Annotated in this window: 23 protein-coding genes, 1 other RNA gene and 2 pseudogenes; 17 read left to right on the top strand and 9 right to left on the bottom strand. The window is 44.1% G+C overall.

Annotation, left to right across the window (positions count from 1 at the left end):
• Positions 1 to 315: 315 nt before the first annotated feature.
• Positions 316 to 1188 (bottom strand): DUF4351 domain-containing protein, encoded by an 873-nt coding sequence (locus F6K63_RS11105; protein WP_009149431.1) that lies wholly within the window; start codon positions 1186 to 1188, stop codon positions 316 to 318.
• 183 nt (positions 1189 to 1371) lie between these two features.
• Here F6K63_RS11105 and F6K63_RS11100 point away from each other — a divergent pair, with 183 nt between their 5' ends.
• From F6K63_RS11100 to F6K63_RS11090, 3 genes are all read left to right on the top strand, one after another.
• Positions 1372 to 1560, top strand: coding sequence for a DUF4089 domain-containing protein (locus F6K63_RS11100; protein WP_009149434.1), 189 nt, complete (start codon positions 1372 to 1374; stop codon positions 1558 to 1560).
• An 84-nt stretch (positions 1561 to 1644) separates the two neighbouring features.
• Positions 1645 to 3039 (top strand): AtzE family amidohydrolase, encoded by a 1395-nt coding sequence (locus F6K63_RS11095; protein ID WP_009149438.1) that lies wholly within the window; start codon positions 1645 to 1647, stop codon positions 3037 to 3039.
• 132 nt (positions 3040 to 3171) lie between these two features.
• Positions 3172 to 4350 carry a M20 family metallopeptidase gene (locus F6K63_RS11090; protein ID WP_287312101.1) on the top strand — a complete coding sequence of 393 codons (1179 nt, stop codon included), beginning with the start codon at positions 3172 to 3174 and terminating at the stop codon, positions 4348 to 4350.
• A 423-nt stretch (positions 4351 to 4773) separates the two neighbouring features.
• On the opposite strand, the gene mgtE is transcribed toward F6K63_RS11090, so the two are convergent.
• Positions 4774 to 6165, bottom strand: a complete 1392-nt coding sequence (mgtE, locus tag F6K63_RS11085; protein ID WP_071106720.1) for a magnesium transporter — start codon at positions 6163 to 6165, stop codon at positions 4774 to 4776.
• Between the two features lie 775 nt (positions 6166 to 6940).
• Between mgtE and F6K63_RS11080 the strand changes: the two genes are divergently transcribed.
• From F6K63_RS11080 to F6K63_RS37750, 7 genes and pseudogenes are all read left to right on the top strand, one after another.
• Positions 6941 to 7801, top strand: coding sequence for an RNA-guided endonuclease InsQ/TnpB family protein (locus F6K63_RS11080; RefSeq protein WP_287312098.1), 861 nt, complete (start codon positions 6941 to 6943; stop codon positions 7799 to 7801).
• The gene (locus tag F6K63_RS11075; protein ID WP_353736710.1) at positions 7767 to 8189 is read left to right on the top strand and encodes an RNA-guided endonuclease InsQ/TnpB family protein; all 423 of its coding nucleotides are present in this window, start codon (positions 7767 to 7769) and stop codon (positions 8187 to 8189) included. The genes F6K63_RS11080 and F6K63_RS11075 overlap by 35 nt, the downstream gene beginning before the upstream one ends.
• 206 nt (positions 8190 to 8395) lie before the next feature.
• Positions 8396 to 8983, top strand: a complete 588-nt coding sequence (locus tag F6K63_RS11070; RefSeq protein ID WP_071106719.1) for a Panacea domain-containing protein — start codon at positions 8396 to 8398, stop codon at positions 8981 to 8983.
• Complete coding sequence (locus F6K63_RS37755) at positions 8979 to 9332, top strand: hypothetical protein (RefSeq protein WP_071106718.1); 354 nt, start codon at positions 8979 to 8981, stop codon at positions 9330 to 9332. The genes F6K63_RS11070 and F6K63_RS37755 overlap by 5 nt, the downstream gene beginning before the upstream one ends.
• Before the next feature lie 147 nt (positions 9333 to 9479).
• Positions 9480 to 9922, top strand: an RNA gene (gene rnpB, locus F6K63_RS11065) — RNase P RNA component class A.
• A gap of 296 nt (positions 9923 to 10218) precedes the next feature.
• Entirely contained in the window at positions 10219 to 10932 is a 714-nt protein-coding gene (gene rnc, locus F6K63_RS11060) for a ribonuclease III (protein WP_071106717.1), read from the top strand.
• Positions 10929 to 11528, top strand: a pseudogene (locus tag F6K63_RS37750) (Gfo/Idh/MocA family protein); the annotation flags it as partial. The gene rnc and the pseudogene F6K63_RS37750, both read left to right, overlap by 4 nt.
• An 882-nt stretch (positions 11529 to 12410) precedes the next feature.
• Here F6K63_RS37750 and F6K63_RS11050 read toward each other — a convergent pair.
• A complete protein-coding gene (locus F6K63_RS11050; protein ID WP_287312096.1) occupies positions 12411 to 13436 on the bottom strand; it encodes a tyrosine-type recombinase/integrase in 1026 nt (341 codons plus the stop codon).
• A 231-nt stretch (positions 13437 to 13667) separates the two neighbouring features.
• Here F6K63_RS11050 and F6K63_RS11045 point away from each other — a divergent pair.
• The 4 genes and pseudogenes from F6K63_RS11045 (at position 13668) to F6K63_RS37175 (ending at position 15961) form a co-directional block, all read left to right on the top strand.
• Positions 13668 to 14948 (top strand): annotated as a pseudogene (locus tag F6K63_RS11045) (ISAs1 family transposase).
• 230 nt (positions 14949 to 15178) lie between these two features.
• Positions 15179 to 15442: a helix-turn-helix domain-containing protein gene (locus F6K63_RS37185; RefSeq protein WP_353812996.1), complete on the top strand. Its 264-nt coding sequence runs from the start codon at positions 15179 to 15181 to the stop codon at positions 15440 to 15442.
• 5 nt (positions 15443 to 15447) lie between these two features.
• A complete protein-coding gene (locus F6K63_RS37180; RefSeq protein WP_353812995.1) occupies positions 15448 to 15639 on the top strand; it encodes a hypothetical protein in 192 nt (63 codons plus the stop codon).
• A 28-nt stretch (positions 15640 to 15667) separates the two neighbouring features.
• Positions 15668 to 15961, top strand: coding sequence for a zinc ribbon domain-containing protein (locus tag F6K63_RS37175; RefSeq protein WP_502708297.1), 294 nt, complete (start codon positions 15668 to 15670; stop codon positions 15959 to 15961).
• A 200-nt stretch (positions 15962 to 16161) separates the two neighbouring features.
• Here the strand turns inward: F6K63_RS37175 and F6K63_RS11035 are convergent, their stop codons facing one another.
• Together F6K63_RS11035 and F6K63_RS11030 are read right to left on the bottom strand one after the other, a co-directional pair.
• The gene (locus F6K63_RS11035; protein ID WP_287312094.1) at positions 16162 to 16602 is read right to left on the bottom strand and encodes an NUDIX hydrolase; all 441 of its coding nucleotides are present in this window, start codon (positions 16600 to 16602) and stop codon (positions 16162 to 16164) included.
• On the bottom strand, positions 16592 to 17044 hold the full coding sequence (locus tag F6K63_RS11030) for a hypothetical protein (protein WP_008179970.1): 453 nt from the start codon (positions 17042 to 17044) through the stop codon (positions 16592 to 16594). The genes F6K63_RS11035 and F6K63_RS11030 overlap by 11 nt, the downstream gene beginning before the upstream one ends.
• A 190-nt stretch (positions 17045 to 17234) precedes the next feature.
• On the opposite strand from F6K63_RS11030, the gene folD reads away from it, so the two are divergent.
• From folD to F6K63_RS11015, 3 genes are all read left to right on the top strand, one after another.
• Positions 17235 to 18098, top strand: a complete 864-nt coding sequence (gene folD / locus F6K63_RS11025; protein ID WP_071106713.1) for a bifunctional methylenetetrahydrofolate dehydrogenase/methenyltetrahydrofolate cyclohydrolase FolD — start codon at positions 17235 to 17237, stop codon at positions 18096 to 18098.
• Positions 18099 to 18460: 362 nt separating this feature from the next.
• On the top strand, positions 18461 to 19390 hold the full coding sequence (crtE, locus tag F6K63_RS11020; protein WP_287312092.1) for a geranylgeranyl diphosphate synthase CrtE: 930 nt from the start codon (positions 18461 to 18463) through the stop codon (positions 19388 to 19390).
• A gap of 221 nt (positions 19391 to 19611) precedes the next feature.
• Entirely contained in the window at positions 19612 to 20067 is a 456-nt protein-coding gene (locus F6K63_RS11015) for a divergent PAP2 family protein (protein ID WP_008179962.1), read from the top strand.
• A 65-nt stretch (positions 20068 to 20132) separates the two neighbouring features.
• On the opposite strand, the gene F6K63_RS11010 is transcribed toward F6K63_RS11015, so the two are convergent.
• The 4 genes from F6K63_RS11010 to F6K63_RS10995 all read right to left on the bottom strand — a co-directional run bounded on the left by F6K63_RS11010 (position 20133) and on the right by F6K63_RS10995 (position 23071).
• Positions 20133 to 20795 (bottom strand): hypothetical protein, encoded by a 663-nt coding sequence (locus tag F6K63_RS11010; RefSeq protein ID WP_071106711.1) that lies wholly within the window; start codon positions 20793 to 20795, stop codon positions 20133 to 20135.
• A 54-nt stretch (positions 20796 to 20849) separates the two neighbouring features.
• Positions 20850 to 21173 (bottom strand): MgPME-cyclase complex family protein, encoded by a 324-nt coding sequence (locus tag F6K63_RS11005; RefSeq protein ID WP_008179959.1) that lies wholly within the window; start codon positions 21171 to 21173, stop codon positions 20850 to 20852.
• A gap of 22 nt (positions 21174 to 21195) precedes the next feature.
• Complete coding sequence (locus F6K63_RS11000; RefSeq protein ID WP_071106710.1) at positions 21196 to 21918, bottom strand: pyridoxine 5'-phosphate synthase; 723 nt, start codon at positions 21916 to 21918, stop codon at positions 21196 to 21198.
• Between the two features lie 241 nt (positions 21919 to 22159).
• Positions 22160 to 23071: an acyl-CoA desaturase gene (locus F6K63_RS10995; RefSeq protein ID WP_131827221.1), complete on the bottom strand. Its 912-nt coding sequence runs from the start codon at positions 23069 to 23071 to the stop codon at positions 22160 to 22162.
• Positions 23072 to 23114: the final 43 nt, after the last annotated feature.

Below are 23114 nucleotides of genomic sequence, written 5' to 3'. Positions count from 1 at the left end.
TATCAGCTATCAGCTATCAGCTATCAGCTATCAGCTATCAGCTATCAGCTATCAGCTATCAGCTATCAGCTATCAGCTATCAGCTATCAGCTATCAGCTATCAGCTATCAGCTATCAGCTATCAGCTTTTGAATAAAAGAGGTAAGCAAAAGTTTAATCTCAGTTCCTTGGCCTTTCGGCCAAGGAATTCATTGTATTTGGCTTTGAGTCCGTTGAACTCCTAAGCCGGATAGCTTGTTTTAAGCTGACCGCACCTCAAGTAGCGTGAGCTTTTAGCTCACGGCTGACCGCTGACGGCTGAATGCTTACATCTGATTAGCCTTTCAGTCCCTCTAACCAACTGGATAAATCCGACCCATCGGAAAAATCGAACAATGCCTCACTCAGTTGATCTAAATCAGCAGCAGATAAGTTGTTGATGACTGATTCTAGAGTAGGCTCGATTGTTCCAACCTGGCGTTTCAACTGACGCATAATTAGCTCCAGTTTTCCTTGCTGTAAGCCTTGCTGTAAGCCTTGCTGTAAGCCTTGCTGTAGACTTTGTTGGACTTTCTCTTCTCCCCAAGGTAATAAATGTCCAGAGCTATCCCACCACCGTAACCAATAGTTGGTGATTTCTGATTTTTTACCGTACCATACTCCCAGAAACAAACCCATAGATTCAATCCAGTAGCGTCCATTAGCATCGGGTTGTTGAAGGGTATAGCTTCCTGAATTAAGCGATCGCATTTCCAAACTTCCGGACCCTGGGTCAAAAATCACATAAATTGGTACTTGTAGGATTTGCTCGTAAAAGTACCATTTGCCATAGGGGTAACGGGGGTTCATGGAATATTCTCCTTGTTCCTTTTCGGATAAGAATTCCATAACCACTGCTGGTACCTCTCCTTCGGTGTGAGGGGTATAGCTACGGCGAATCACCCCTGGTAACACAGGAAACACAGAAGGTACATAAAACCAGTCCGGTGCTTTGACTACTGTTTTACCGTCCACATTGGCACAGAGTCCAAAGTTGGACGCAATCAGCATTGAGTTAGTGATAAATCCGGCTAATTCCAGAATCTCTCGCAGGATAGCCGCTAATAAGGGATGATAGAGATTTTCCACTGGGTCATCGGGTAATTGAAATTCGTCGGGGAGTTTTTCCCATCGGATAATGGGTTCGGCTTTCGTTTGAGTCATAGCCATATCGGGTGTCTTTATATCTTTAAGGTAACGAAAAACTTAACTTTGTTTGTTTGAATAGAGTTTTGAAGAGACTGCCGAGTTTTGAGGGTTTAGTTTTGAGTAATAACGACAGATTTTAAAATTTTATTATATTTATAGATTACAATTAATGTTAACTACTAAATTATTAAACACTAACTACTAATGACAAAGAAAACACTTGAAACCGCTACCTATGTCGAAGCAATGGCGCAACTCCTTGATTTAGACCTTAAGCCCCAACACCGTCCTGGTGTTATCAAAAACTTCGCTAAAATTTATGCGATCGCATCTTTAGTGACAGAATTTACCTTACCTGATGATATCGAAGCTGCTCCGGTATTTGAACCTTAGGATGCTGATTTTTTTTCTAGTAAATTAGAAAGCTTATTGGTTTATAACCGTTACTAAATCATCATAATAATAGTTTAAATTGGGATGCTAACCGTGAAACAAATTGATGATGCTATTGGAATTGCCACTGGGATTCGAGAAGGTCAAGTCACCGCAAAAACAGTTATTACTAACTGTCTCGAAAAAATCACTGTCCGTAACCAATCCCTTAACTGTTTCACAACGGTTACCACTGACCAAGCCTTATCCGATGCTGAAGAGATTGATCATGCTATTGCTAAAGGGAACAATCCCGGTCCATTGGCAGGAGTTCCTTTTGCAGTTAAAAACTTATATGATATTGCTGGCTTAATAACATTAGCTGGGTCAAAAATTAATGCTGAAAATCCTCCTGTTTCCCGTGATGCTACTGCTGTAACTAAACTAAAACAAGCGGGTGCTATCCTAGTCGGAGCATTAAATATGGATGAGTATGCCTATGGCTTTGTAACGGAAAATAGCCATTACGGTGCAACTCATAACCCCCATGATCTCACTCGCATTGCTGGTGGTTCCTCTGGCGGCTCGGCAGCAGCAGTGGCAGCGGGATTAGTACCAATTACTCTTGGTTCTGATACCAATGGTTCAATCCGGGTACCAGCTGCGTTGTGTGGTACTTTTGGCTTAAAACCTACCTACGGACGATTGTCTCGCGCAGGGGTTTTCTTGTTTTCTGCTAGTTTGGATCATATCGGTCCGTTTGCTCGTTCTGTACGGGATATTGCTACTACTTTTGATATCCTTCAGGGAGCAGATCCCGCTGATCCAGTTTGTAGCAATCGTCTCCCAGAACTCTGTGTCCCCCACCTTAACGAAGGGATTGAAGGGTTACGGATTGGGGTTGCTGATGGGTATTTTGCTCAAGGGGCAGAACCAGAAGTCTTGGATGCTGTGGCTAAAGTGGCTAGTAGCTTGGATGTAACTGCCTCGGTTACTATCCCAGAAGCCAAGCGAGCCAGAGCAGCAGCTTATATTATTACAGCTAATGAAGGGTCAAACCTCCATTTGGACAATTTGCGTAAACGTCCCGATGATTTTGATCCAGCTACACGCGTACGCTTTTTAGCAGGTGCCCTAATTCCAGGCACTTGGTATATTCAAGCGCAACGGTTTCGACAATGGTTTCGCGATCGCATTCGGGAAGTCTTCCAAAATGTCGATATTATCCTCGCTCCCACTACCCCTTGTGTTGCTCCCCTACTGGGTCAAGAAAAAATGGTCATTGCTGGGGAAGAAGTGTTGGTTCGTCCAAACTTAGGATTATTTACTCAACCCTTATCCTTCATTGGCTTACCGGTCTTATCGGTACCAATTCACCGTCCTGGTCAAATGCCCTTAGGGGTACAAATTATTGCTGCACCCTACCATGAAGCCATGATTCTTAGAGTTGCTGCAGTGCTTGAGGAGCAAGGCATCGTTTCAGCAGCGGTTGTGTCTTAACAAATCGATGATTGAGACAATATTCTTTTACCGCAAATAGTTGTATAATAAAATATTAATTATTGCCACAATTCAAAAAGAAGTATAAAGAGTTAAGTATGAAACAATTTTATCTAGCATTTATCTAGCAGCATGCTCTCCCAGATTAAAGAGTTAGCCCAAGAACTTGCCCCGCGTCTGATCGAAATCCGCCGTCATCTCCACTCTCACCCAGAATTGAGTGGTCAAGAACACCAAACAGCCGCTTACGTAGCTGGGGTCCTATCCTCCTGTGGTCTTCATGTACAAGAAAGGATTGGCAAAACTGGTCTTATCGGTGAACTGATTGGTGGTACCGATGACCGATTAGTCGCACTGCGCACTGATATGGATGCTCTACCCATCACCGAACAAACTTGCCTCGATTTTGCCTCACATCAACCGGGAGTCATGCATGCCTGTGGTCATGATGTCCACACCACCGTAGGCTTAGGCACAGCTATGATTCTATCCCAACTCGGAGAAACTTTTCCTGGTAATACTCGCTTTCTGTTCCAACCAGCTGAGGAAATTGCTCAAGGTGCAAACTGGATTGTTAAAGATGGGGGCATGAAGGATGTCAGTGCTATCTTTGGTCTTCACGTTTTCCCATCAATTCCAGCAGGGTCTATTGGTATCCGCTATGGGGCATTAACAGCAGCAGCGGATGATTTAGAAATCGTAATTATGGGAGAATCCGGTCATGGAGCTCGCCCTCACCAAGCTATTGACGCGATTTGGATTGCTGCCCAGGTGATTACCACCCTCCAACAAGCTATTAGTCGCACCCAGAACCCATTACACCCGATGGTCTTGACAATTGGACAAATTAGTGGTGGGCGAGCTCCGAATATTATTGCTGACCAAGTCCGCCTAGTAGGAACAGTGCGATCGCTTCATCCCCAAACCTATGCTGGCCTACCCGATTGGATTGAAAAGATTGTGGCCAATGTCTGTAATGCTTATGGCGCTCGCTATCACATCAACTATCAGCGGGGAGTACCATCAGTACAAAATGACCTAGCCTTAACTCAGTTGTTGGAAGCAGCAGCTAAGGAAGCTTGGGGAAGCGATCGCGTTTCAATCATACCGGAAGCCTCTATGGGTGCAGAAGATTTTTCGGTTTATCTACAACACGCTCCTGGCAGCATGTTCCGCCTCGGGGTTGGATTCCAAAATACACTAAACTACCCACTACACCATCCTCTATTTGCCGTGGATGAATCCGCCATTGTTACCGGTGTAGTTACTCTCGCTTATGCCATTTATAAGTACTGGCACCAGGACTGTTAATTTAATTAGGGATTGGTGAAAAAGTTTTGGTCAGGAGAGGCAAGAGGCAAGAGGCAAGAGGCAAGAGGCAAGAGGCAAGAGGTTTAACCGGGTGGAACTTTCACAAACATCAGTTCAATAAATGCATTAGTTTTGATAGAGATTCGGCTTATTTCTGCCACTTTATGAATCTTGAATAGTCCTCAAAACCTTAATAAATCAAGAGTTACGACTTATTCAGTTCGCCCTAATTATAATTTTAATTATACAGTTAATTTGAGCTGTTTGCCACAATTTTAAGTACATATTATATTTTTTTGTTGCCTGTTGCCTGTTGCCTGTTGCCTGTTGCCTGTTGCCTGTTGCCTGTTGCCTGTTGCCTGTTGCCTGTTGCCTTTTGCCTGTTGCCTTTTCCCTGTTCCCTGTTCCCTTTTGCCTTTGATGCTAAAGCCCTAAGACTGATTTAGCAATATTGAAATAAATCAGCACACCCAAGACATCAACAACTGTTGTAATAAATGGTGCGGACATCAGAGCTGGGTCTAAGCCTAGGTGACGGAACAGAAACGGTAGGGCTGAACCGGCAATTGATGCTAAAAGTGCGATCGCAATCAGACTCACTCCCACCGAGAGGGCTACTGAGAAATCTCCTTGTAACCAGTAAGCCCATCCCGTAGCCATCGTACCCAGAATTACTCCTAGTAATAACCCCGCCAGTGCCTCTCGCCAAATCACTTGACCGGGGCCTAAGTCACGAATTTCATCAGTATTCAAGCCGCGAATCACCACCGTAGAAGACTGAGCTCCCACATTCCCACCAGTGCCAGTAAGTAAAGGGATAAAAGCTGCTAGGGCAACAACCTGCTGCAAAATAGACTCTTGAGACTTTATGATCGTACCCGTAACCGTATTAGTGAGTAACAAGACAAATAACCAAACTACCCGTCGGCGGGCAACTGTGAATAAATTGGTTTGAAAATAATTATCCCCCTCCGATTGGACACCACCACCGACCGCGTACATATCTTCTGTTGCTTCCTGCTCCAAGATATCAATCACATCATCCACAGTGACAATACCCACTAGACGCTGCTCCCGGTCAACCACTGGTACAGCCAGGAAATCATAGCGTTGGATCATCCGTGCTACCTCTTCCTGGTCTGCATAGGTATAGACATATACCACATCACGAGTCATAATTTCACCCATGGTGGTCTCAGTGGCAGAAATCACCAAATCCCGCAGGGAAACAATCCCAGTCAAATGTCGAGAGTTATCAGTTATATAGAGGTAATATACGACTTCCGAGGCTTTGGCTAAGCTACGAATCTGCTCTAAGGTCTCGGTAACTGTCAAGTTTTCCTTAAGGGAAATATATTCAGGGGTCATGATTCGCCCTGCTGTTCCCTCCTCATACCCCAAGAGCAGGGCTGTGGCTCGGCGTTCTTTGGGACTTAACTGTGACTGCAAGCGTCGGACGACCTTAGCTGGTAACTCATCAAACAACCTGGCTCGATCATCTGGCGACATCTTGTCTACGATATCCAGTACTTCCTGATGTTTAAACTTCTCAATTAGAGACTGTTGGACACTGGAGTCAAGATTTTCATACACCTCAATGGCCTCAGATTTAGACAATAAGCGGAAGGCAATCACTTGCATTGCTTCCGGTAATCCTTCAATCGCTTCCGCAATGTCTACTGGTTGTACTGGTACCAGCAGTTGCTTAGCACCCGGAAGTAGACCTTGCTCCAGCAGTATCTGCAGCTGAGAACGCACCAGCTGTCGCAGTTCACTACGCGAGATTGTCTGGAGGGAAATTTGGTTTTCAGTCAATGTAAACCCTCCTCTTGAGTAGGTTTTACTTGTTTGTCAGTGCTGACTCAAGTCTAGATGCTTTTGGACTTGTTCCAAGACTCATTGGTAATTGGTAATTGGTAATTGGTAATTGGTACTTTGTAATTGGTAATTGGTAATTGGTACTTTGTAATTGGTACTTTGTAATTGGTACTTTGTAATTAGTACTTTGTAATTAGTACTTGGTAATTAGTCGGAGATCAATAAATATTTATTAAGAAATGTAAAATAATCAACATCCTTACTGCTGATTAGGTTTGAGTTAACTTAACCAAAGTTAACACAGTTATCAAAACGTTTGTCCCACTACTTAATTGGTAACTGACGCAACTATCCTTTGGATTCCGATATTCACCAATGCCACTACTTGAGCGATCTTCGTTGAAGAGTATTTTCAGCGCAATAGTTATTGGATAGTGATCCCATCAAGCTAGATTTCCCTGTACGTGATCCAGCCCGAGGGCAATTAATTTGTTAACAAAAATCGTGAAATTCTTTCCCTTCTTCTCCCTATCTCCCTCTTCTGGTGTTTCACCACTCAAATCGGATTGCTATCGATCAGCAGCTTAGTAGTATAATTGTACTATTGAATTAGTTTAGGTTATCAGGAATCAACGATGCTGAAAACCCCGCGTCTTTAGACCGGGGATGAAAGCGAGATAGCTCGCTTTTAGCCGTGAAAAAAATATTTGGAAAGTTCCTAAATTTTATGCTATGTATTGTATACTAAATTAGTAGCAATAGGTCGATACTAATGATAGTTTTAGAGTTCAAAGCATACGGCAAACAGAGACAATATTCAGCCATAGATGAGGCGATTAGAACGGCTAAGTTTGTTCGCAATAGCTGCATTCGCTATTGGATGGACAATAAAGGGGTCAATAAATACGATCTCAACAAATATTGCACTGTCCTAGCAAAACAGTTGACCTTTGCCAATGAGCTGAACTCTATGGCTCGTCAGGCAAGTGCTGAACGAGCCTGGTCATCAATCGTCCGCTTCTACGATAACTGTAAGAAAAAAGTACCCGGCAAGAAAGGGTTTCCACGATTCAAGAAACATTGTCGCTCAGTAGAGTATAAGACTTCAGGATGGAAGCTATGTCCTGATAAAAAGTCAATCATCTTTAGTGACTTGAAGGGAATCGGGAAACTCAAACTCAAGGGTACATGGGACTTGTGGCGCTTCGACAAGAAGCAGATCAAGAGAGTCAGGATAGTCCGTCGAGCTGATGGATACTATGTCCAATTCTGCGTTCAGGTTGACATTAATGAACCTGTTCCAGCTACAGGTAACACCATTGGCTTAGACGTTGGACTAAAGGATTTCTACACAGATTCTAACGGAGATGCTGAACCTAATCCCAGGTTCTACAGAAAAGGTGAAAAGCGCCTAAAATTCTATCAACGTCAAGTTTCCCGGAAAAAGAAAGGCTCATCCAATCGCAAGAAAGCGATTAATAGGCTAGGTAAGACACACCTCAAAATAAGTAGGCAACGTCAAGAACATGCCAAGAGACTGGTTAGAAGTTACCGCAAGAAGAGTGCAGCCTTTATAGTTGGTAGGCTATGCATCAAAGGTGGCAGGTTTTGTTGTAAGGCTGCACTCTTCTAAGGTTTCGTCTCCGGCACGTTGCGTAGTCCGGTCAAACGACCTGGTAGCCTATGAAGACTTGAGGGTTAAGAATATGGTAAAAAATCATTGTCTTGCTAAGTCTATTAATGATGCAGGTTGGTATCAATTCAGGAAATGGATAGAACACTTTGGCGCTAAGTTTGGCAAGATAACTGTTGCAGTCAACCCTGCCTACACAAGCCAAAACTGCTCCAATTGTGGTGAAACAGTCAAGAAATCTCTATCAACTAGAACCCACGTCTGTCAGTGTGGTTGCTCCCTAGACAGAGACCATAACGCTGCAATCAACATCCTTGAACAAGCCTTAGGTACGGTGGGGCACACCGGAACCTGGATCATAGATCCGTTCGCGCAGCGGAGGCCGTAGGCCACGCTACGCGAACGGGTCTCCCGAAACGCTTTGGGAGAATCGGCCTCTACTCTTTCTGGTTCCGGCCTGACTGAGCAAGCTGACTCGTTGAGCAAAGAATCCCCGCGTATGCGCGACCGGGGAGTGTCAAAATGATAAGCACAAGCAATTATGATAAATTGCTATTATTAAAGGTTATTTAAATTAGATTTGCGAGTCTAATTATGCTTGATTGTCTCAATGCGGCTCGCTATTTCATCGTAAAAGCTTACGATGATGGCATGGAAGCTGAAATGACCAACATGAAGCTTCAAAAGCTTCTGTACTATGCACAAAGTTTACATCTAGCCCTTTACGATCAGCCATTGTTTGATGAAGAAATTCAAGCATGGCGATACGGTCCTGTGTGTCCTCGTGCTTACTGGTTTTACAGTGAGTTTGAAGCTAAGCAATTACCTATCCCTAAAAAAGACTTCCTCTCAAATATCCCTGATGAGAAGATAGAGCTTCTAGAAGAAACTTGGGAATATTTCGGTGGCTACCATGCTTTTCGACTTAGTAATATGACCCACTGCGAGTTTCCTTGGCAAAAAGCTCGCAAAGGTTTACGATCTGACGCTAGCTCAACTGAGCCCATTATTCTTGAGGATATGAAAGCATTAGGTAAGCAGAAGCTTGATGAAATAGAACGTCAGCACCCTGCATATGAATCGGTGATATCAGCAGTTTTGGAGGACGCTTTTACTTCATCATCTTCAAATCTTATTGCTAAAGGAGAAGTGAGTAACTGGCTTAACTCCCTTCTCGATTGAAGCGTCAGATAAGTTCAAGCGTTCTTTAAAAAAACTTGCAAAAGTTCACGGTAATGGCTTTGTTGAGCTTGTCACGCAAGTCCTAGAAGATTTAAGAAAAGACCCATATCCCAGAAATTCCCACCAAGAACCTTTACCAAAAAAGAGTAAGTTACCTCAAGGATGGACATTTCATAAGCTGGAGTTTAGGTTTGCCAAAGGGGCTTCTGGACAAATCAGACTGATGTATTTAGTTAATACAACTACATCAGTTATTAAACTTGTTTGGATTTACACTCATCAGAAGTTTGACAAACGTCCTGATGAAAAAGCTCTTAAGAGTGTGATCCAAGTAATCCTAGAAGATTAGCTTTTGCGTTCGCGCAGCGGCTCCAACGTCCCATCGCATTTCCCTAGTTGCTGCTCCTGGGACAGATAATGCTCTGTGCCTCTAAATTGACTCTAACTCCAGCAGCTAACAACCAACTGCTAATCAAGTCTAAACTAGAGTAGAGAGAAAGTAGGCGCAGGTGGTTGCGGATTCGCATTTTTCTGCGAGTCTGAGGAAAGTCCGGGCTCCCGAAAGACCAAACTTGCTGGGTAACGCCCAGTGCGGGTGACCGTGAGGATAGTGCCACAGAAACATACCGCCGATGGGAAGGATAAAGGTATAAGGCTCCAGGAAGAATGTATTCTTCCGGCCTTTTTCCAGATTCTTTCACAGGTAAGGGTGCAAAGGTGTGGTAAGAGCGCACCAGCAGCATCGAGAGGTGCTGGCTCGGTAAACCCCGGTTGGGAGCAAGGTCGAGAGGAACTACGGTTGGTCTTTTACCAGTTCCGGATATGGAGAACCGCATGAGGCGTCTGGTAACAGCCGTCCTAGATAGATAACCACCCTCTTTAGTAGCTTTTTCATTGTTGCTAGGGAGAACAGAACCCGGCTTATGTCCGACTTTCTCTCAATTTAGCTATTAGTCATTAGGTAAGCATTTAGCCGTCAGCTATCAGCTATCAGCTATCAGCTACTTGAGGTGCTAGCAGGCGCTTTAACTGCACGGGTTCGGGTGAGTAAAACGAGCAGGGATTTTCAACCAGCCGTACCAGCACCCCCCAGCTTTTTGACTACCGACCGTTGATTAGCATGATAGCTGACAGCTGATAGCTGAATGCTTACGTCATTAGTCATTAGTCATTAGTACTCCCAGCAGACTCTGGTTAGTTACCAATGACTCTCTGACTCACGACACAAGACACCCATGACCATCAAAGATCCCCGTCGTCAGAAACAATTAGAGAAGTTAGTTCAAAAGTTAGGACTATCTAAAACTACAGCTGTGAATTGGTCCTTGCTAGATTTAGCACTGACTCACTGTAGTATCTCAGCAGAACACAACTATGAGCAGTTGGAGTTTGTTGGTGATGCTGTTATACGTTTAGCTAGCTCAGAATGGCTATGGGAAAATTATCCCAACTCTTCCGTTGGTGAGTTTGCTGCCATTCGTTCCGTACTGGTAAGCGATCGCATTCTGTCTCAACTTGCTCGCAGCTATGGGCTAGAGCGTTATTTACTCGTTTCCAATAGTGCCGCTGGGGACAAAGCTGGGGAAACATCCCGGTTAGCTGATGCTTTTGAAGCAGTATTGGGAGCATTATATTTAAGTACCCATACCCTAGAATTAGTCCGTCCTTGGCTAGACCCTCACTTACAAAAACTTACCACTGAAATTCGTCAAGACCCAGCCCGCCAAAACTACAAAGATGCTCTTCAGGAATGGACTCAAGCTCACTACAAACTGCTCCCAAAGTATCATCTGACCGAAAACCTACAAGTGCATGGGGCAAACAACCGCTTCACTGCCCAAGTTTGGCTACAAAATCGACAATTAGGTGAAGGTACAGGAAGATCGAAAAAAGCTGCGGAACAAGCAGCAGCCAAACAGGCATTTCTGGAATTGAGAGGCGAAAAATGAAACAAACCGGAGTAGCGATATTGGGAGCAGGTCGCTGGGGGAAACACTTGGTCAGGAATTTCTTGACACACCCTGATGCTTGCTTAGTGGCAGTAGTTGATCCATACCCAGAAACCTTGGCAGCAATTAAAGAGAAATATAACCTAGCTCCTGAGGTACGTTTGGCAACAGATTGGGAATCGATACGGGATCTTCCAACAATTGAGGCAGTAGTAATTGCTACTCCAGCAGTTACCCATTACACCCTAATTAAGGATGCTCTAAACCAGGGGAAACACGTCCTAGCAGAAAAACCCTTAACCCTTGATGTGGCTGAGTGTCTAGAATTGTGCCACCTGGCTCAAGAAAACCAGCGACAGCTCATGGTTGACCATACTTATCTATTTCACCCAGCGGTCAAGCGGGCTCAAGAGGTTGTTAACTCGGGATGCTTAGGAGACTTACGCTATGGATACGCCGCCCGTACTAACTTAGGACCAGTACGTCAAGATGTAGATTCTCTGTGGGATTTAGCTATTCACGATATTGCTATTTTCAACCATTGCTTAGGACAGCTACCTGTTCAAGTCCAAGCTACTGGTAGGGTGTGGCTACAGTTTCAAAAAGAGTTTCAAGTTAGCCAGTTGCCGGTTACAACAGAGTTTCAAGTTACCAAGTTACCGGTTGAAAGTTCTGAAGATAACCAAGGCTGTAGTCAATCACTTACCCCTCAACAACCTGCTAACCTTGGCCAAAAGGCCACGCTACGCGAACAACCTGCCAACCTTGGCCAAAAGGCCACGCTACGCGAACAACCTGCTAACCTTGGCCAAAAGGCCACGCTACGCGAACAACCTCCTAACCTTGGCCAAAAGGCCACGCTACGCGAACAACCCCCTAACCTTGGCCAAAAGGCCACGCTACGCGAACAACCTCCTAACCTTGGCCAAAAGGCCACGCTACGCGAACAACCTCCTAACCTTGGCCAAAAGGCCACGCTACGCGAACAACCTCCTAACTTTCAACCTGCTAACTTTCAACCTTCAACTCCTCAAGGATTAGCTGACTTAGTTCAGGTCACACTTACCTATCCCACTGGCTTCCAAGCATTTATTCATCTGTGCTGGCTCAATCCAGATAAACAGCGGCGGCTTGGGATTGTAGGAACACAGGGAACCTTGATTTTTGATGAAATGGTTGCCCAAGCACCCCTAACTATCCAACATGGTCATTTTGAACAGAACGGGGAGTACTTTATCCCTGCTGGTCAACATCGTGAAGTTCTTGATATCGAATCATTTGAACCACTTTATTCAGTATGCGATCGCTTTCTTAACAGTGTCCGCTTGTCCCAACCTTCATCAATATCATCTGGCTGGGTTGGTACTCAATTGGTACAGATTCTTAGCTGTTTAAGCCAATCCCTTCACCAAGGAGGAGTGCCAGTTACTGTTCCCCAGTTGCTAGAATAATTAGCTATTCATTTCCCCTCTAGATGATCACGATAGGTTAATTCCCAGCTTCAATGCTGGATTATTTTCCCAGCGATCCGCTACATGGGCGTAAATACAAGTTGTTCTGGGATCAGCATGTCCCAACAAATCTTGCACTTGCCTTAACTCAGCACCAGAACGGAGAGCTAAGGTACCTGCCGTATGTCTCAAGCTATGGGCTGATATAGTTCTTCCTGGTGTTTGCTTAAGGTTAGTTTGCTCAAGATAGCTATCCACAACTAGCCGAATCCCCCGCCGGGAAATCCGCTTGCCACCCGCCCTGTTTCCAACAGCTATAAATAGAGGACTAGATGGTTTGACCACTTCCCCATTTTCTGCCCTTGCTTCGAGATAAGCCATTAGCAAGTCAGCAAGATCTGGTGTTAATGGCACTATTCTAATATTACGCTTCCCTTCGACCCGAATTCCCAGATTACCCCCCTGTTTAACTACATCAGAGACATTTGCCCGATGTAACTCAATGCTACGGGGACCTTCCAATATCATGATTGCCAGCAGAAGTTTATCCCGCTTTGCCTTAAGGCTACCATCATTCGCTATAGCTCCTAACAACTTCTCAACTTCAGGCTTTTCCAAATAGGTAATCCTTGCCGCCGGGTCCAGCTTTTCCCGTGGCGGTTTCACCCCAAGAGCTGGATTGATAGTTATCAGTCCTTTTTCTACAGCAGCTTGATAAAAACGCTTGACAACTGACAACTTTAGTGATACTGTTGCTGGCTTAAATTTTTTAGTGTCTACCATCCAGCGGCGGTAACGCTTAATGTCGTCTTTAGTAACTGCGGCTGGATGAAGATTTATGCGATCGCACCAGTTCACAAACTGCTGAACCTGGCGGCGGTAGGTATTAACAGTATCAGCCGCAGCATCTCCTGCTGCCACATCGATATCCAGGAAATCAGCAAAAGCCTCCAGTAGGTTTGCTGTAGTAATGGTCAGGTGGTCAGATTGAGGGGTGATTTGGTTTGGGGTATGAGTATCCACGGTGCCATCAACGTGAAGTTGCTCGCGCATCTACTACTATTATAGCCTATTTAATACTGATAAGCACTGTTACCGGAATTATTTAACCAACTAAACGGGCAAGGGGTTTAACCAGGGCAAACGCATCTAAATTAGATTGACAAATAAGCAAAAATGTGCTAACCTAACCCCAAGTTAAGTTGAGCACCAAATATGAGATAATGAATTCATGACTATTTTTTAGGAAATCCTTAGCGTGTCTGACAAATGAAAAATGGTTTTATGCCCCCTTTAAAACCACCCAAAAAAGCGGATTATACCCGAAATAAAAGTAGGTTTTTAAAACCCCTTTTTTCTACCCATTTTGGAACATTGAATGACCCAAGATTAGACAGAAATAAACAGCATTTATTAATAGATATTATAGCGATCGCTATTTTAGCTGTCATCAGTGGAGCGGACGGATGGGTAGGAATTGAAACTTATGGGCAAGCTAAATTTGAATGGTTATCCGAATTTCTAGACTTACCAAATGGCATCCCGTCTCATGATACATTTAGTCGAGTTTTTGCAAGATTAAATCCCGAATAATTTCAACAATGTTTTTTAAATTGGGTTAATTCAATCACTGAAAAACTAGGAGTAGAAGTCATAGCAATAGATGGCAAAACTCTGAAGCAATCTTATGACAGGAATCAAAAACAAAAAGCTTTACATATAGCGATGCAGCGCGGTCTTGGGGAGGCAGTGCGGTCTTGGGGGTCTCCCCCATGAGCAACTGCCGTGGTTTCCCCCATGAGCGACTGCATCAAGACAGTGAGTGCATGGTCTGACTCTCACAAATTAGTCTTAGGACAACATAAAGTTAAGGATAAATCCAATGAAATTACTGCTATACCTGCATTGATAGAAATGTTGTCCATTGAAGGAAGCATAATTACAATTGATGCTATGGAGTGTCAAAAAGAGATTACCTCGCTGATTTATCAGAAAAAAGCTGATTATATTTTGGGTTTAAAAGCTAATCAAAAACTTCTTTATGAAGAAGTCAAAACTTGGTTTAATTTAGCCATAGAATCTGGCTTTGTCGGAAAAGACTATAGTTATTATCAAGAAACAGAAAGTGGGCATAATCGGATTGAGAAAAGAGAAGTATGGGCAGTTCCTGTGTCTAGCTTACCCCATGTTCCCAACCAGTCCCTCTGGACAGGATTAACCACAATTGTGATGGTAAAGAGTGAGCGACGTTTATGGAATAAAACCACCAAGTTCGTTTTTATGTAAGTAGTTTGGAAAATAATGCTGATAAAATTGGTAAAGCTATTCGCAGTCATTGGGGGATTGAAAACAGCTTACATTGGACATTAGATGTCACATTTTCTGAAGATAGTAGTCGTATTCGTAAAGATAATTATCCTGAAAACTTTGCTTTATTGCGTCGTTTAGCTTTAAATATAATGAAACAAGAAACGACTTTTAAAGGAAGTTTAAGAATGAAACGCGCTTCGTGCTGCTATGGACAATAACTATTTAGTAAAGATTTTAGCATCTGCTAGTAAATAATTCTCGACTTTTCGGTAAACTGTAAAAATCAGCTGAACCATCGCCTAAATTTACGAGTTAAAATGTCGGAAAATAACTGATGAGGCGCTAGAAAATGTTTAGTGAGGTTAAATCTATTGATTGTTACTAGTTAAAAATCACAAATATAGATTTTTTAAAACTTAGTTAAGTTAGATGCGTTTACCCTGGGGGTTTAACGGTTCTCAACAGTACGCGAGTAGTACAATAACATGATGCTGTTAACTTACTGCTATCGAATCAAGCCTAGTGACGAACAGATAGCCATCATGGAGAGATGGCTGGAATTGTTGCGTCGTCACTGGAACTATGCTCTCGGTCAAAGACTTGATTGGCTCAACAGGACTCGTTGTTCTATTGATAGATGCAGTATTGTGAGGGAAGCGATTGGCGAAGTCCCAGAACCCGTTAACTATTACACCCAGCAATCAGCACTAAAGGTTCTAAAAACTGGCAGAAAGCTAAACAGAAAGTAGCTCTATTGCACCTTCATTTAACCCGCTGCCGAAAGGAATTTCACTATCAAGTTGCCCATTGGTTGTGCAGCAAGTATGACTTGATTGCACATGAAGACCTCAACATCAAAGGCTTGGCCCGGACAAAACTGGCAAAATCAATATTAGGTGCGCTTTCCGCGTTAAGAATTAAATTCGCCACGGGTCGCACCTCATGATGCGGCGTGGGGGTCGTTTCTGGAAATCTTGCAAGCAGTAGCGGTCAAACGCGGCTTGTTAGTCCAGCCAGTCAACCCGAACCGAACCAGTATTGAGTGTTTCAATTGTGGAGCCAGAGTTGAGAAAGATCTCAGTGATAGAGTCCATAACTGTCCCAGTTGCCGTGTATCGATTGACCGCGATTGGAACAGTGGAATCAATATTCTCAATCGAGGATTAATGGCGGTAGGACTGCCGCTCGATGGCTGTGGTAAATCGATACAGGATATCGAACGCGCCCCGCGTCGGCTTCCGCCGAGGAGCAGCAAGTCTCATTCGTGAGTAAGAGCGCGCCCACATCATAATCTTTGATTTGATGTGGGAGTAGTCACGATAACAAAAAGGACAACAAGCATGCTTGATAATGCTGTGCTGTCCGTGAAGGGTTGAAGGTTTAAGGTTATCCAGTTGTTCGCCTTTGGCCTTCGGTGAAGGGTAGGTTATCTGGTTGTTCTTGCCCAGGTTTCCGGTTAAAAGGGCGCTTATACCAAGCTGGATCGCTTCTCCAGAAAATCCAGTAGAATACGCTGATGAGCAGGACCAAGGGGTCGCACCTGACCAGCCTTGGCAGAATAAGACTCCCCCTGGCGAATCTGGTCAGGCGTCAATAAGCCCATATCCCAGCCTTCCCCTAAGACCAATTGTGAGAGTTCCACGGTCAGGGGTACTGCAAAAACATGACGTAACACATGGGGTTCAGAATAATGGCCAAACAAAGATGCTGAGGGTAGTGCATAGCTAATTTCTTCCAGCAATTCCCGCCTGAGAGCTTCGATAGGGGTTTCTCCGGGTTCTATGTGCCCCCCAAATAAACCCCACAAACCGGGGTAAAGAATACCAGGAATATTGTCCCGTAGCTGCATCAGAAACTGACCTTGCCGATAGAGAATAGCGATCGCTACTTGAACTTGCTTACTGCTCATCTGTGGGTCTTGGAAGTAAGGGGGACTTGGGTTGATAGACTTGCCGTTGTAGCTGCTCAAGCTCTTGAATAAAGAATTCACCCAAATCTTGTCCAGCAATGGGAATGCTTTGAAATTGAGCCTTACCGTGGATCAAGACTTGATCACCGATATTGGGCAAAGTTCCCTGAGAGACTACCCAAATGGTACTAGTTGCATCTTTGAGTTCATAAGCATTCGCATCTAAAAGTGGTGCTTGATTAGTAACTTTACCCCGAAGGTAGACTGTATCGATAGTATTCTGATTTTGTGGTATTTCACCGATTTTTGTGACCTTTACACCAGGGTAGCTAATATTAAGCTGATGAATGCCATTATGGGCTAAGGGACTACAGCCAACAGTCCCGGCTCCTACAAGTAAAACCCAAAACGGTAAAAGAGTTGACCAATACTTAGTTGGCATATTGAAATCCTATGATGTTTTCAGTTGTCAGTTGCCAATGAACTCTGTTTGGAGGAGTGAAAAAGGAAGTAGGTTGAAACTTGAATGTTCGTTCCCCAGCCTAAGGTAAGTCGCTCCATGCATCTACAATGTTCTAACCCAAGTAGGCAGCATCTGTACACCCGTCTACACTGTTTAACCCAATTGACCAATGACCAACATACTCGATGGTAAGACCATAGCTAAAAAAATTCAGACCCAGCTGCAAGAACAGACACAGAAGCTGATGTTGAAACATGGACGACCTCCTGGATTAGCAGTGTTGATGGTAGGTGACAACCCTGCTAGCGCTGCCTATGTTCGTAATAAGGAACGTGCCTGTGGTAAGGTAGGGATTGCTTCTTTTGGTCGTCATTTTCCCAATAACACATCCGGTGCAGAACTCGAGCAAACCATTAACTCCCTCAATCAAGATCAGTGTGTAGATGGAATTCTGCTCCAGCTGCCCTTACCCGACCACCTAGATGCTGTTTCATTACTGCACCAAATCCATCCGGATAAAGATGTTGATGGATTACACCCTGTTAATCTAGGTCGTCTGCTCAGGGGAGAGGCTGGTTTACGCAGCTGTACACCAGCAGGGATAATGCGCCTGTTGCAAGAGTACCAGATTAATTTGTCTGGTCAAAAGACAGTAGTGGTAGGACGTAGTATTTTAGTAGGTAAACCTCTGGCACTAATGCTACTAGAAGCTAACGCTACAGTAACAATTGCTCATTCGCGCACCCAAGATCTGGGGGAGCTGACACGTCGAGCTGATATTTTGGTAGCAGCTGTGGGACGACCTCAACTGATTACCAGTGACATGGTAAAACCAGGTGCTGTTGTAATTGATGTTGGTATCAATCGAGTTAGTGATCAACAAGAAAAATCTCGTCTTGTAGGAGATGTCCACTTTGACTCTGTTCAAGAAATTGCCCGATATATTACCCCTGTCCCTGGTGGCGTCGGACCGATGACAGTGGCTATGCTACTAAATAATACAATCCTTAGTTATACAAAGAGGTATTCTTGAACAGTTTTGCTCTCCTGAAGATTGACAACAATCAATTAAACCGTTGTTTATGACTAAACTAATTTCAGTACACAGCAGGCTAGGTCAACAAAAGAACTAATTAAAAAGACTGAAAGCTATAAAATATAAAAATATTAAAAATCTGTGTTGTAAGTTTTACGAACATATTAAATGTTGGGCTTGAGAGGGTTAGACTTTAGTTTAGCGCTACTGATAAATTTCAAAACTCGACAATCCTAAATACCATCAGTAAAGAGTTTTGTCCATCAAACGAGAAGCACGAGAATTAGACAAGGTAGTTTCAAGAAGACCCCCAGCCCCGTAAAATTGTTAGAGGAATCAGATAATCAAGGAATCAAGGCATGGTAGTGACGGAGGGGCGACCTACCCCCAACAGGGAATCCCCAAGTTTAGATTTACTAACTTACTTAAAAGAGCGAAAGGCTCTAATTGAGTCAGCTTTAGACCAGGCTCTGCCCCGAATGGAGCCCGACAAAATTTACGAGGCAATGCGCTATTCTCTTTTGGCTGGAGGTAAACGCTTGCGCCCGATTCTCTGCCTAGCTACCTGTGAGCTGATGGGTGGCACGGTGGAGATGGCAATGCCAACCTCGTGTGCTCTGGAAATGATCCATACCATGTCATTGATTCATGATGACCTACCAGCAATGGACAATGACAATTACCGTCGGGGTAAACTAACGAACCACAAAGTTTTTGGTGAGGACATTGCCATCCTCGCAGGTGATGGTTTATTAGCTTATGCATTTGAATATGCGGCAGCTCAAACTAAAAATGTACCAGCTCCCCAAGTTTTACAGGTAGTTGCTTGGTTGGCTAAAGCAGTCGGGGCATCGGGATTGGTTGGGGGTCAAGTGCTTGATCTCGAATCAGAAGGTAAGTCGGATATTAAAGAAGAAACCCTCACCTTTATCCATACTCATAAAACAGGTGCTTTGCTAGAAGCCTGTGTAGTTTGTGGTGGAATATTGGCAGGGGCAACGACAGCTAACTTACAAAGGCTATCCAAATATGCCCAAAATATTGGTTTAGCATTTCAAATTGTCGATGACATCCTAGATATCACTGCTACCCAGGAGGAACTAGGTAAAACAGCAGGTAAGGATATTAAAGCACAAAAGGCAACTTATCCTAGCCTCTGGGGGCTAGAGGCATCAAAAGTCAAAGCCCAGGAGCTGGTGAATGAGGCAAAAGCTCAAATGGAATCCTTTGGGGAAAAGGCTCAACCCCTGATTGCGATCGCTGACTTTATTGTGAATCGCACTCATTAAGGTACTTGGTATTGGGGTAAGGCCAAGGAAAGTTAAAGGATGAAGTTTTTAATCCTAGCCTACAGGAACACCAAAAACAAACATAGTTCATCCTTAATTATACCCTAGAAGGGACGCTATCGGGGGAAAATACTTCATAATTCATACTTGATCCTTCATACTTGATCGTTTCCCCAATGCTGAGTTATCGATGACCAATGACCAATTTAAAGTAAATAATTATGCAGGACTTTAGCGACATCCTAAACAACCAGGTGTTGCTGGTTGCGCTCATTGCTTGTCTGGTGGCTCAACTATTTAAATTTTTGGTTGATCTAACCAAAAATCGCAAACTTAATCTTCGGATACTGGTGACGGCTGGTGGAATGCCTAGTTCTCACTCAGCATTCGTCACTGCCTTGGCATTTGGTGTAGGACAAACGGTGGGATGGGCTTCTCCAGAATTTGCGATCGCTTTAGTGTTTGCCATCATAGTCATGTATGATGCTGCTGGAGTCCGGCAAGCTGCCGGTAAACAAGCTCGAATTCTCAACCAAATTATCGATCAGTTTTTTAGCGAAGACAAAGAGTTGAAAGAAGACCGCCTTAAGGAATTATTAGGTCATACACCCTTTCAGGTGCTTGTTGGTTTGGTGTTAGGTATCGCTATTTCTTGTATAGCAGCAACGGCTTATTGATCGTGTTAATTAGTAATTTTAATTAGTAATTTGCCATTACCTAGTTCAAAGGGAACTACTTAAAGTTAAAAGCGAACCACCTTACGTTTTAGTAGGGTAACTCGACGACTATCAACAACCATTGCCCAAAACCCCGCTGCGCTCAGTCGCCTTAAGATTGAGTTAGCTTGGGTTTCACTAGTTGTGTGTACTGTCAGTAAGTAAGGTCGCTGAGCATAAGAAACCAAGCCAACATTGACACCCAGTAGTTGCTCTAGTCGGGATGCCACTTCTGGTTGATTGAAGTAGTCCACCAGAACTGCATAACCATCACCCAATCCCTGAGGAGTATAACCTGGTATTGTAGTAGGCTGTCTAGTATTAGGCTGTCTAGTAGTAGGCTGGCTTGACGGTGGAGATTGAACTACAAAAGCTGAGTATCCCACTACCTGATCCAGATAGCGTGCCCAATCTTTGGCATCGTTAATCCCTCTGAAACCCCCAACGCGAGTTACTATGTCTTCCAAATATTGACAAAAATTAGTTTTTGCAGTCTTTGGTAAAATTCGTTGAATTTGTTCGTGATTTTTCCTAGTTCGGCTAAGCACTAACAAAATGTACTCACCGTTGTGTGGTGGTTGGCATTGAGGAGTTATTGGTTGAGCATAAACCGAATCAAAGAAACTAGCTAAAGCAGCCAGTGCTATCGATAAAATTTGTAAAATAAACTGTATTGTTTCCCTGGTCATAGATGATTAGATAGTAGACCCATAGCCACTGTCTTGGAAGCAAAAAACTAACCATCAAACTGATGCCAGAGACGCTAGAGGGTCAGGTATACTATCTGATGGTGCCTGAAATTCACCAGTTTTGACAAATTCTAGGCGCAGCTTTAACCAGGTGATGAACTTAGGATTAGTAGAAATTATCGCCGTTGCTGGTTGCGGACATTCCTGCTTGACCTGGGACATTTGGGAACTTTCCAAGAATGCTGGCTGGTTGACTAACCAAAAGTCTATTTCTTTTTCCTGTTCATGGTAGTGCCTGGTACGTTCCCGAAGTACTTCCTCCAATGGTTCTTCTTCAAGGAATTGTTGACTGGCTAAAACGTAGTAGTAAGTTTGCATAGTTTCAGTTACTGAGGAAAGCTCAAAATTTACCTTGCATCGCTTGTTTCATTTCTCTGACCGCCCGTTCTATACCCACCAGAGATGCCCGAGCAATGATGCTATGACCAATATTGAGTTCTTCCATACCTTCGATACAAGCAACCGGGTAAACATTCCAGTAGGTAAGACCATGACCAGCATTGACTCGTAAGCCAGCAGCAATCGCTTGTTGGCATCCGGAGGCCAAAACTTTTAATTCTTTAGCCTGACTGACTTCATCAGTAGCTTCTGCATAACTCCCCGTGTGGAGCTCAATAAATTTAGCTTTTGTTTTAGCAGAAGCATCGATTTGGGCGGGATCAGCGTCTATAAATAAGCTAACGGGAATGCCAGTGTTCTGTAACTGGGCTACAACCTCAGTAAGGCGAGGCATTTGCCCTGCTACATCTAGGCCTCCCTCGGTAGTCACTTCTTCTCGTTTTTCTGGTACGAGGGTAACGTAATCGGGTTTGACATCTAGAGCGATCGCTACCATTTCATCGGTAGGTGCCATTTCCAAATTCAGATGAGTTCGCACCGTTTGTCTTAACAGACCAATGTCCCTCTGTTGAATGTGACGTCGATCCTCTCTTAGATGTGCGGTGATGCCATCCGCACCAGCAAGCTCTGCCAACACCGCTGCTGCCACTGGGTCAGGTTCTACAGTGCGCCGTGCCTGACGAATTGTGGCAATATGGTCGATATTTACGCCCAGTGTTAGCACGAATGTTTTTCTCCTGGATTTGACATCCTAGCCACGACCATAGCGCAGCTTGGTCTTGAATTCCAAGGCTTTAAAACCTTAGCTTTGAGCAACATAGCCTTTTCTAGTTTAACAGGGGGAGGGAACATCTAGAGAGATTATCTATCAAGTGTCTACAAGACAGTACCCCGTGAATTAGAAAGCCCCTCGCGAGGGGCGTGCGCAGCGAAAGGTAGTTCACCTGAAATTCTTAATCCTGGGATTAGATGTTTCTAGGTTGCAGTTGGTCTGAGGATGGTAATTTGACATTCCAGGCCAGTCCTAAGCGCTGAAGCAGCAGGATGAAGAACCAACCCAGGTCAAGTTGCCACCAATAATGTCCAAATCTTGCTGAGTTGGGAAAAGCATGGTGATTATTGTGCCACCCTTCACCAAGGGTCAAGATGGCGACGATAGGATTGTTCTTGCTCATATCAGAGGTAGTAAACAGCTCGTTTCCCCACAGGTGGCAAACTGAGTTGACACAAAAGGTGATTTGACGAACCAGAAAAATCCGAAATGCTCCGCCCCAGATTAAACCACCTAAGACTCCTGAGACAGAACCAGTCAAGACTCCACCCAGGAAACCAGGAATTAACAGGGACAGCAATACCCAAAAGACGTAGAGGTTGTCTATTCTTCGGATCAGCTTGTCCTTGATTAGGTCAGGAGCATACTTATAGGGAGGCTGCCAATCCACATTCACAATCCAAGCAATATGGGAATGCCAAAACCCTTGGATAAATCCCCAAAATCCTCCCTGGTGAAGATGGGGTGAGTGAGTGTCTCCGTCTTGGTCAGAGTAAATATGATGGCAGCGATGATGGTGAACCCAGCTAGTGACTGGTCCTTGAGCTGCCATACATCCAGCAATGGCTAAGAATGCCCTTATAAAGGGTCCAGTATGAAAGGCACGATGGCTAAAAAGCCTGTGATACCCGACGGTAATCCCGATGAAATTCAGGATGTACATCCCGAGAAAAAGACCAATATCGAGAGGCTGGACGTTCAGTTTCTCAAGGAACATAACTACTATCGCAGCGATTACTCCCACAGGGGACATGGCGATAACGATAGTAACTACAGTTTTCTGAAGTGTGCTGACTTGTGGGGCAGTAGATGAAGAGATTGACACTTGTGTTGTTTCGATAAGATACTAATACACCAAAACTAAGCAT

The sequence above is a fragment of the Moorena sp. SIO1G6 genome (assembly GCF_010672795.1).
Classification (GTDB): Bacteria; Cyanobacteriota; Cyanobacteriia; order Cyanobacteriales; family Coleofasciculaceae; genus Moorena; species Moorena producens.
Note: the sequence above shows the minus strand (reverse complement) of the source record. Positions and strands in the feature narration are given on the sequence as shown.

What these genes read in the sequence shown, in the direction of transcription:
- F6K63_RS11105 (WP_009149431.1), bottom strand. Translation starts at nt 1,188, where the DNA reads ATGGCTATGACTCAAACGAAAGCCGAACCCATTATCCGATGGGAAAAA.
- F6K63_RS11100 (WP_009149434.1), top strand. Translation starts at nt 1,372, where the DNA reads ATGACAAAGAAAACACTTGAAACCGCTACCTATGTCGAAGCAATGGCG.
- F6K63_RS11095 (WP_009149438.1), top strand. Translation starts at nt 1,645, where the DNA reads ATGCTAACCGTGAAACAAATTGATGATGCTATTGGAATTGCCACTGGG.
- F6K63_RS11090 (WP_287312101.1), top strand. Translation starts at nt 3,172, where the DNA reads ATGCTCTCCCAGATTAAAGAGTTAGCCCAAGAACTTGCCCCGCGTCTG.
- F6K63_RS11080 (WP_287312098.1), top strand. Translation starts at nt 6,941, where the DNA reads ATGATAGTTTTAGAGTTCAAAGCATACGGCAAACAGAGACAATATTCA.
- F6K63_RS11070 (WP_071106719.1), top strand. Translation starts at nt 8,396, where the DNA reads ATGCTTGATTGTCTCAATGCGGCTCGCTATTTCATCGTAAAAGCTTAC.
- rnc (WP_071106717.1), top strand. Translation starts at nt 10,219, where the DNA reads ATGACCATCAAAGATCCCCGTCGTCAGAAACAATTAGAGAAGTTAGTT.
- F6K63_RS11050 (WP_287312096.1), bottom strand. Translation starts at nt 13,436, where the DNA reads ATGCGCGAGCAACTTCACGTTGATGGCACCGTGGATACTCATACCCCA.
- F6K63_RS37185 (WP_353812996.1), top strand. Translation starts at nt 15,179, where the DNA reads ATGATGCTGTTAACTTACTGCTATCGAATCAAGCCTAGTGACGAACAG.
- F6K63_RS11035 (WP_287312094.1), bottom strand. Translation starts at nt 16,602, where the DNA reads ATGAGCAGTAAGCAAGTTCAAGTAGCGATCGCTATTCTCTATCGGCAA.
- F6K63_RS11030 (WP_008179970.1), bottom strand. Translation starts at nt 17,044, where the DNA reads ATGCCAACTAAGTATTGGTCAACTCTTTTACCGTTTTGGGTTTTACTT.
- folD (WP_071106713.1), top strand. Translation starts at nt 17,235, where the DNA reads ATGACCAACATACTCGATGGTAAGACCATAGCTAAAAAAATTCAGACC.
- crtE (WP_287312092.1), top strand. Translation starts at nt 18,461, where the DNA reads ATGGTAGTGACGGAGGGGCGACCTACCCCCAACAGGGAATCCCCAAGT.
- F6K63_RS11015 (WP_008179962.1), top strand. Translation starts at nt 19,612, where the DNA reads ATGCAGGACTTTAGCGACATCCTAAACAACCAGGTGTTGCTGGTTGCG.
- F6K63_RS11010 (WP_071106711.1), bottom strand. Translation starts at nt 20,795, where the DNA reads ATGACCAGGGAAACAATACAGTTTATTTTACAAATTTTATCGATAGCA.
- F6K63_RS11005 (WP_008179959.1), bottom strand. Translation starts at nt 21,173, where the DNA reads ATGCAAACTTACTACTACGTTTTAGCCAGTCAACAATTCCTTGAAGAA.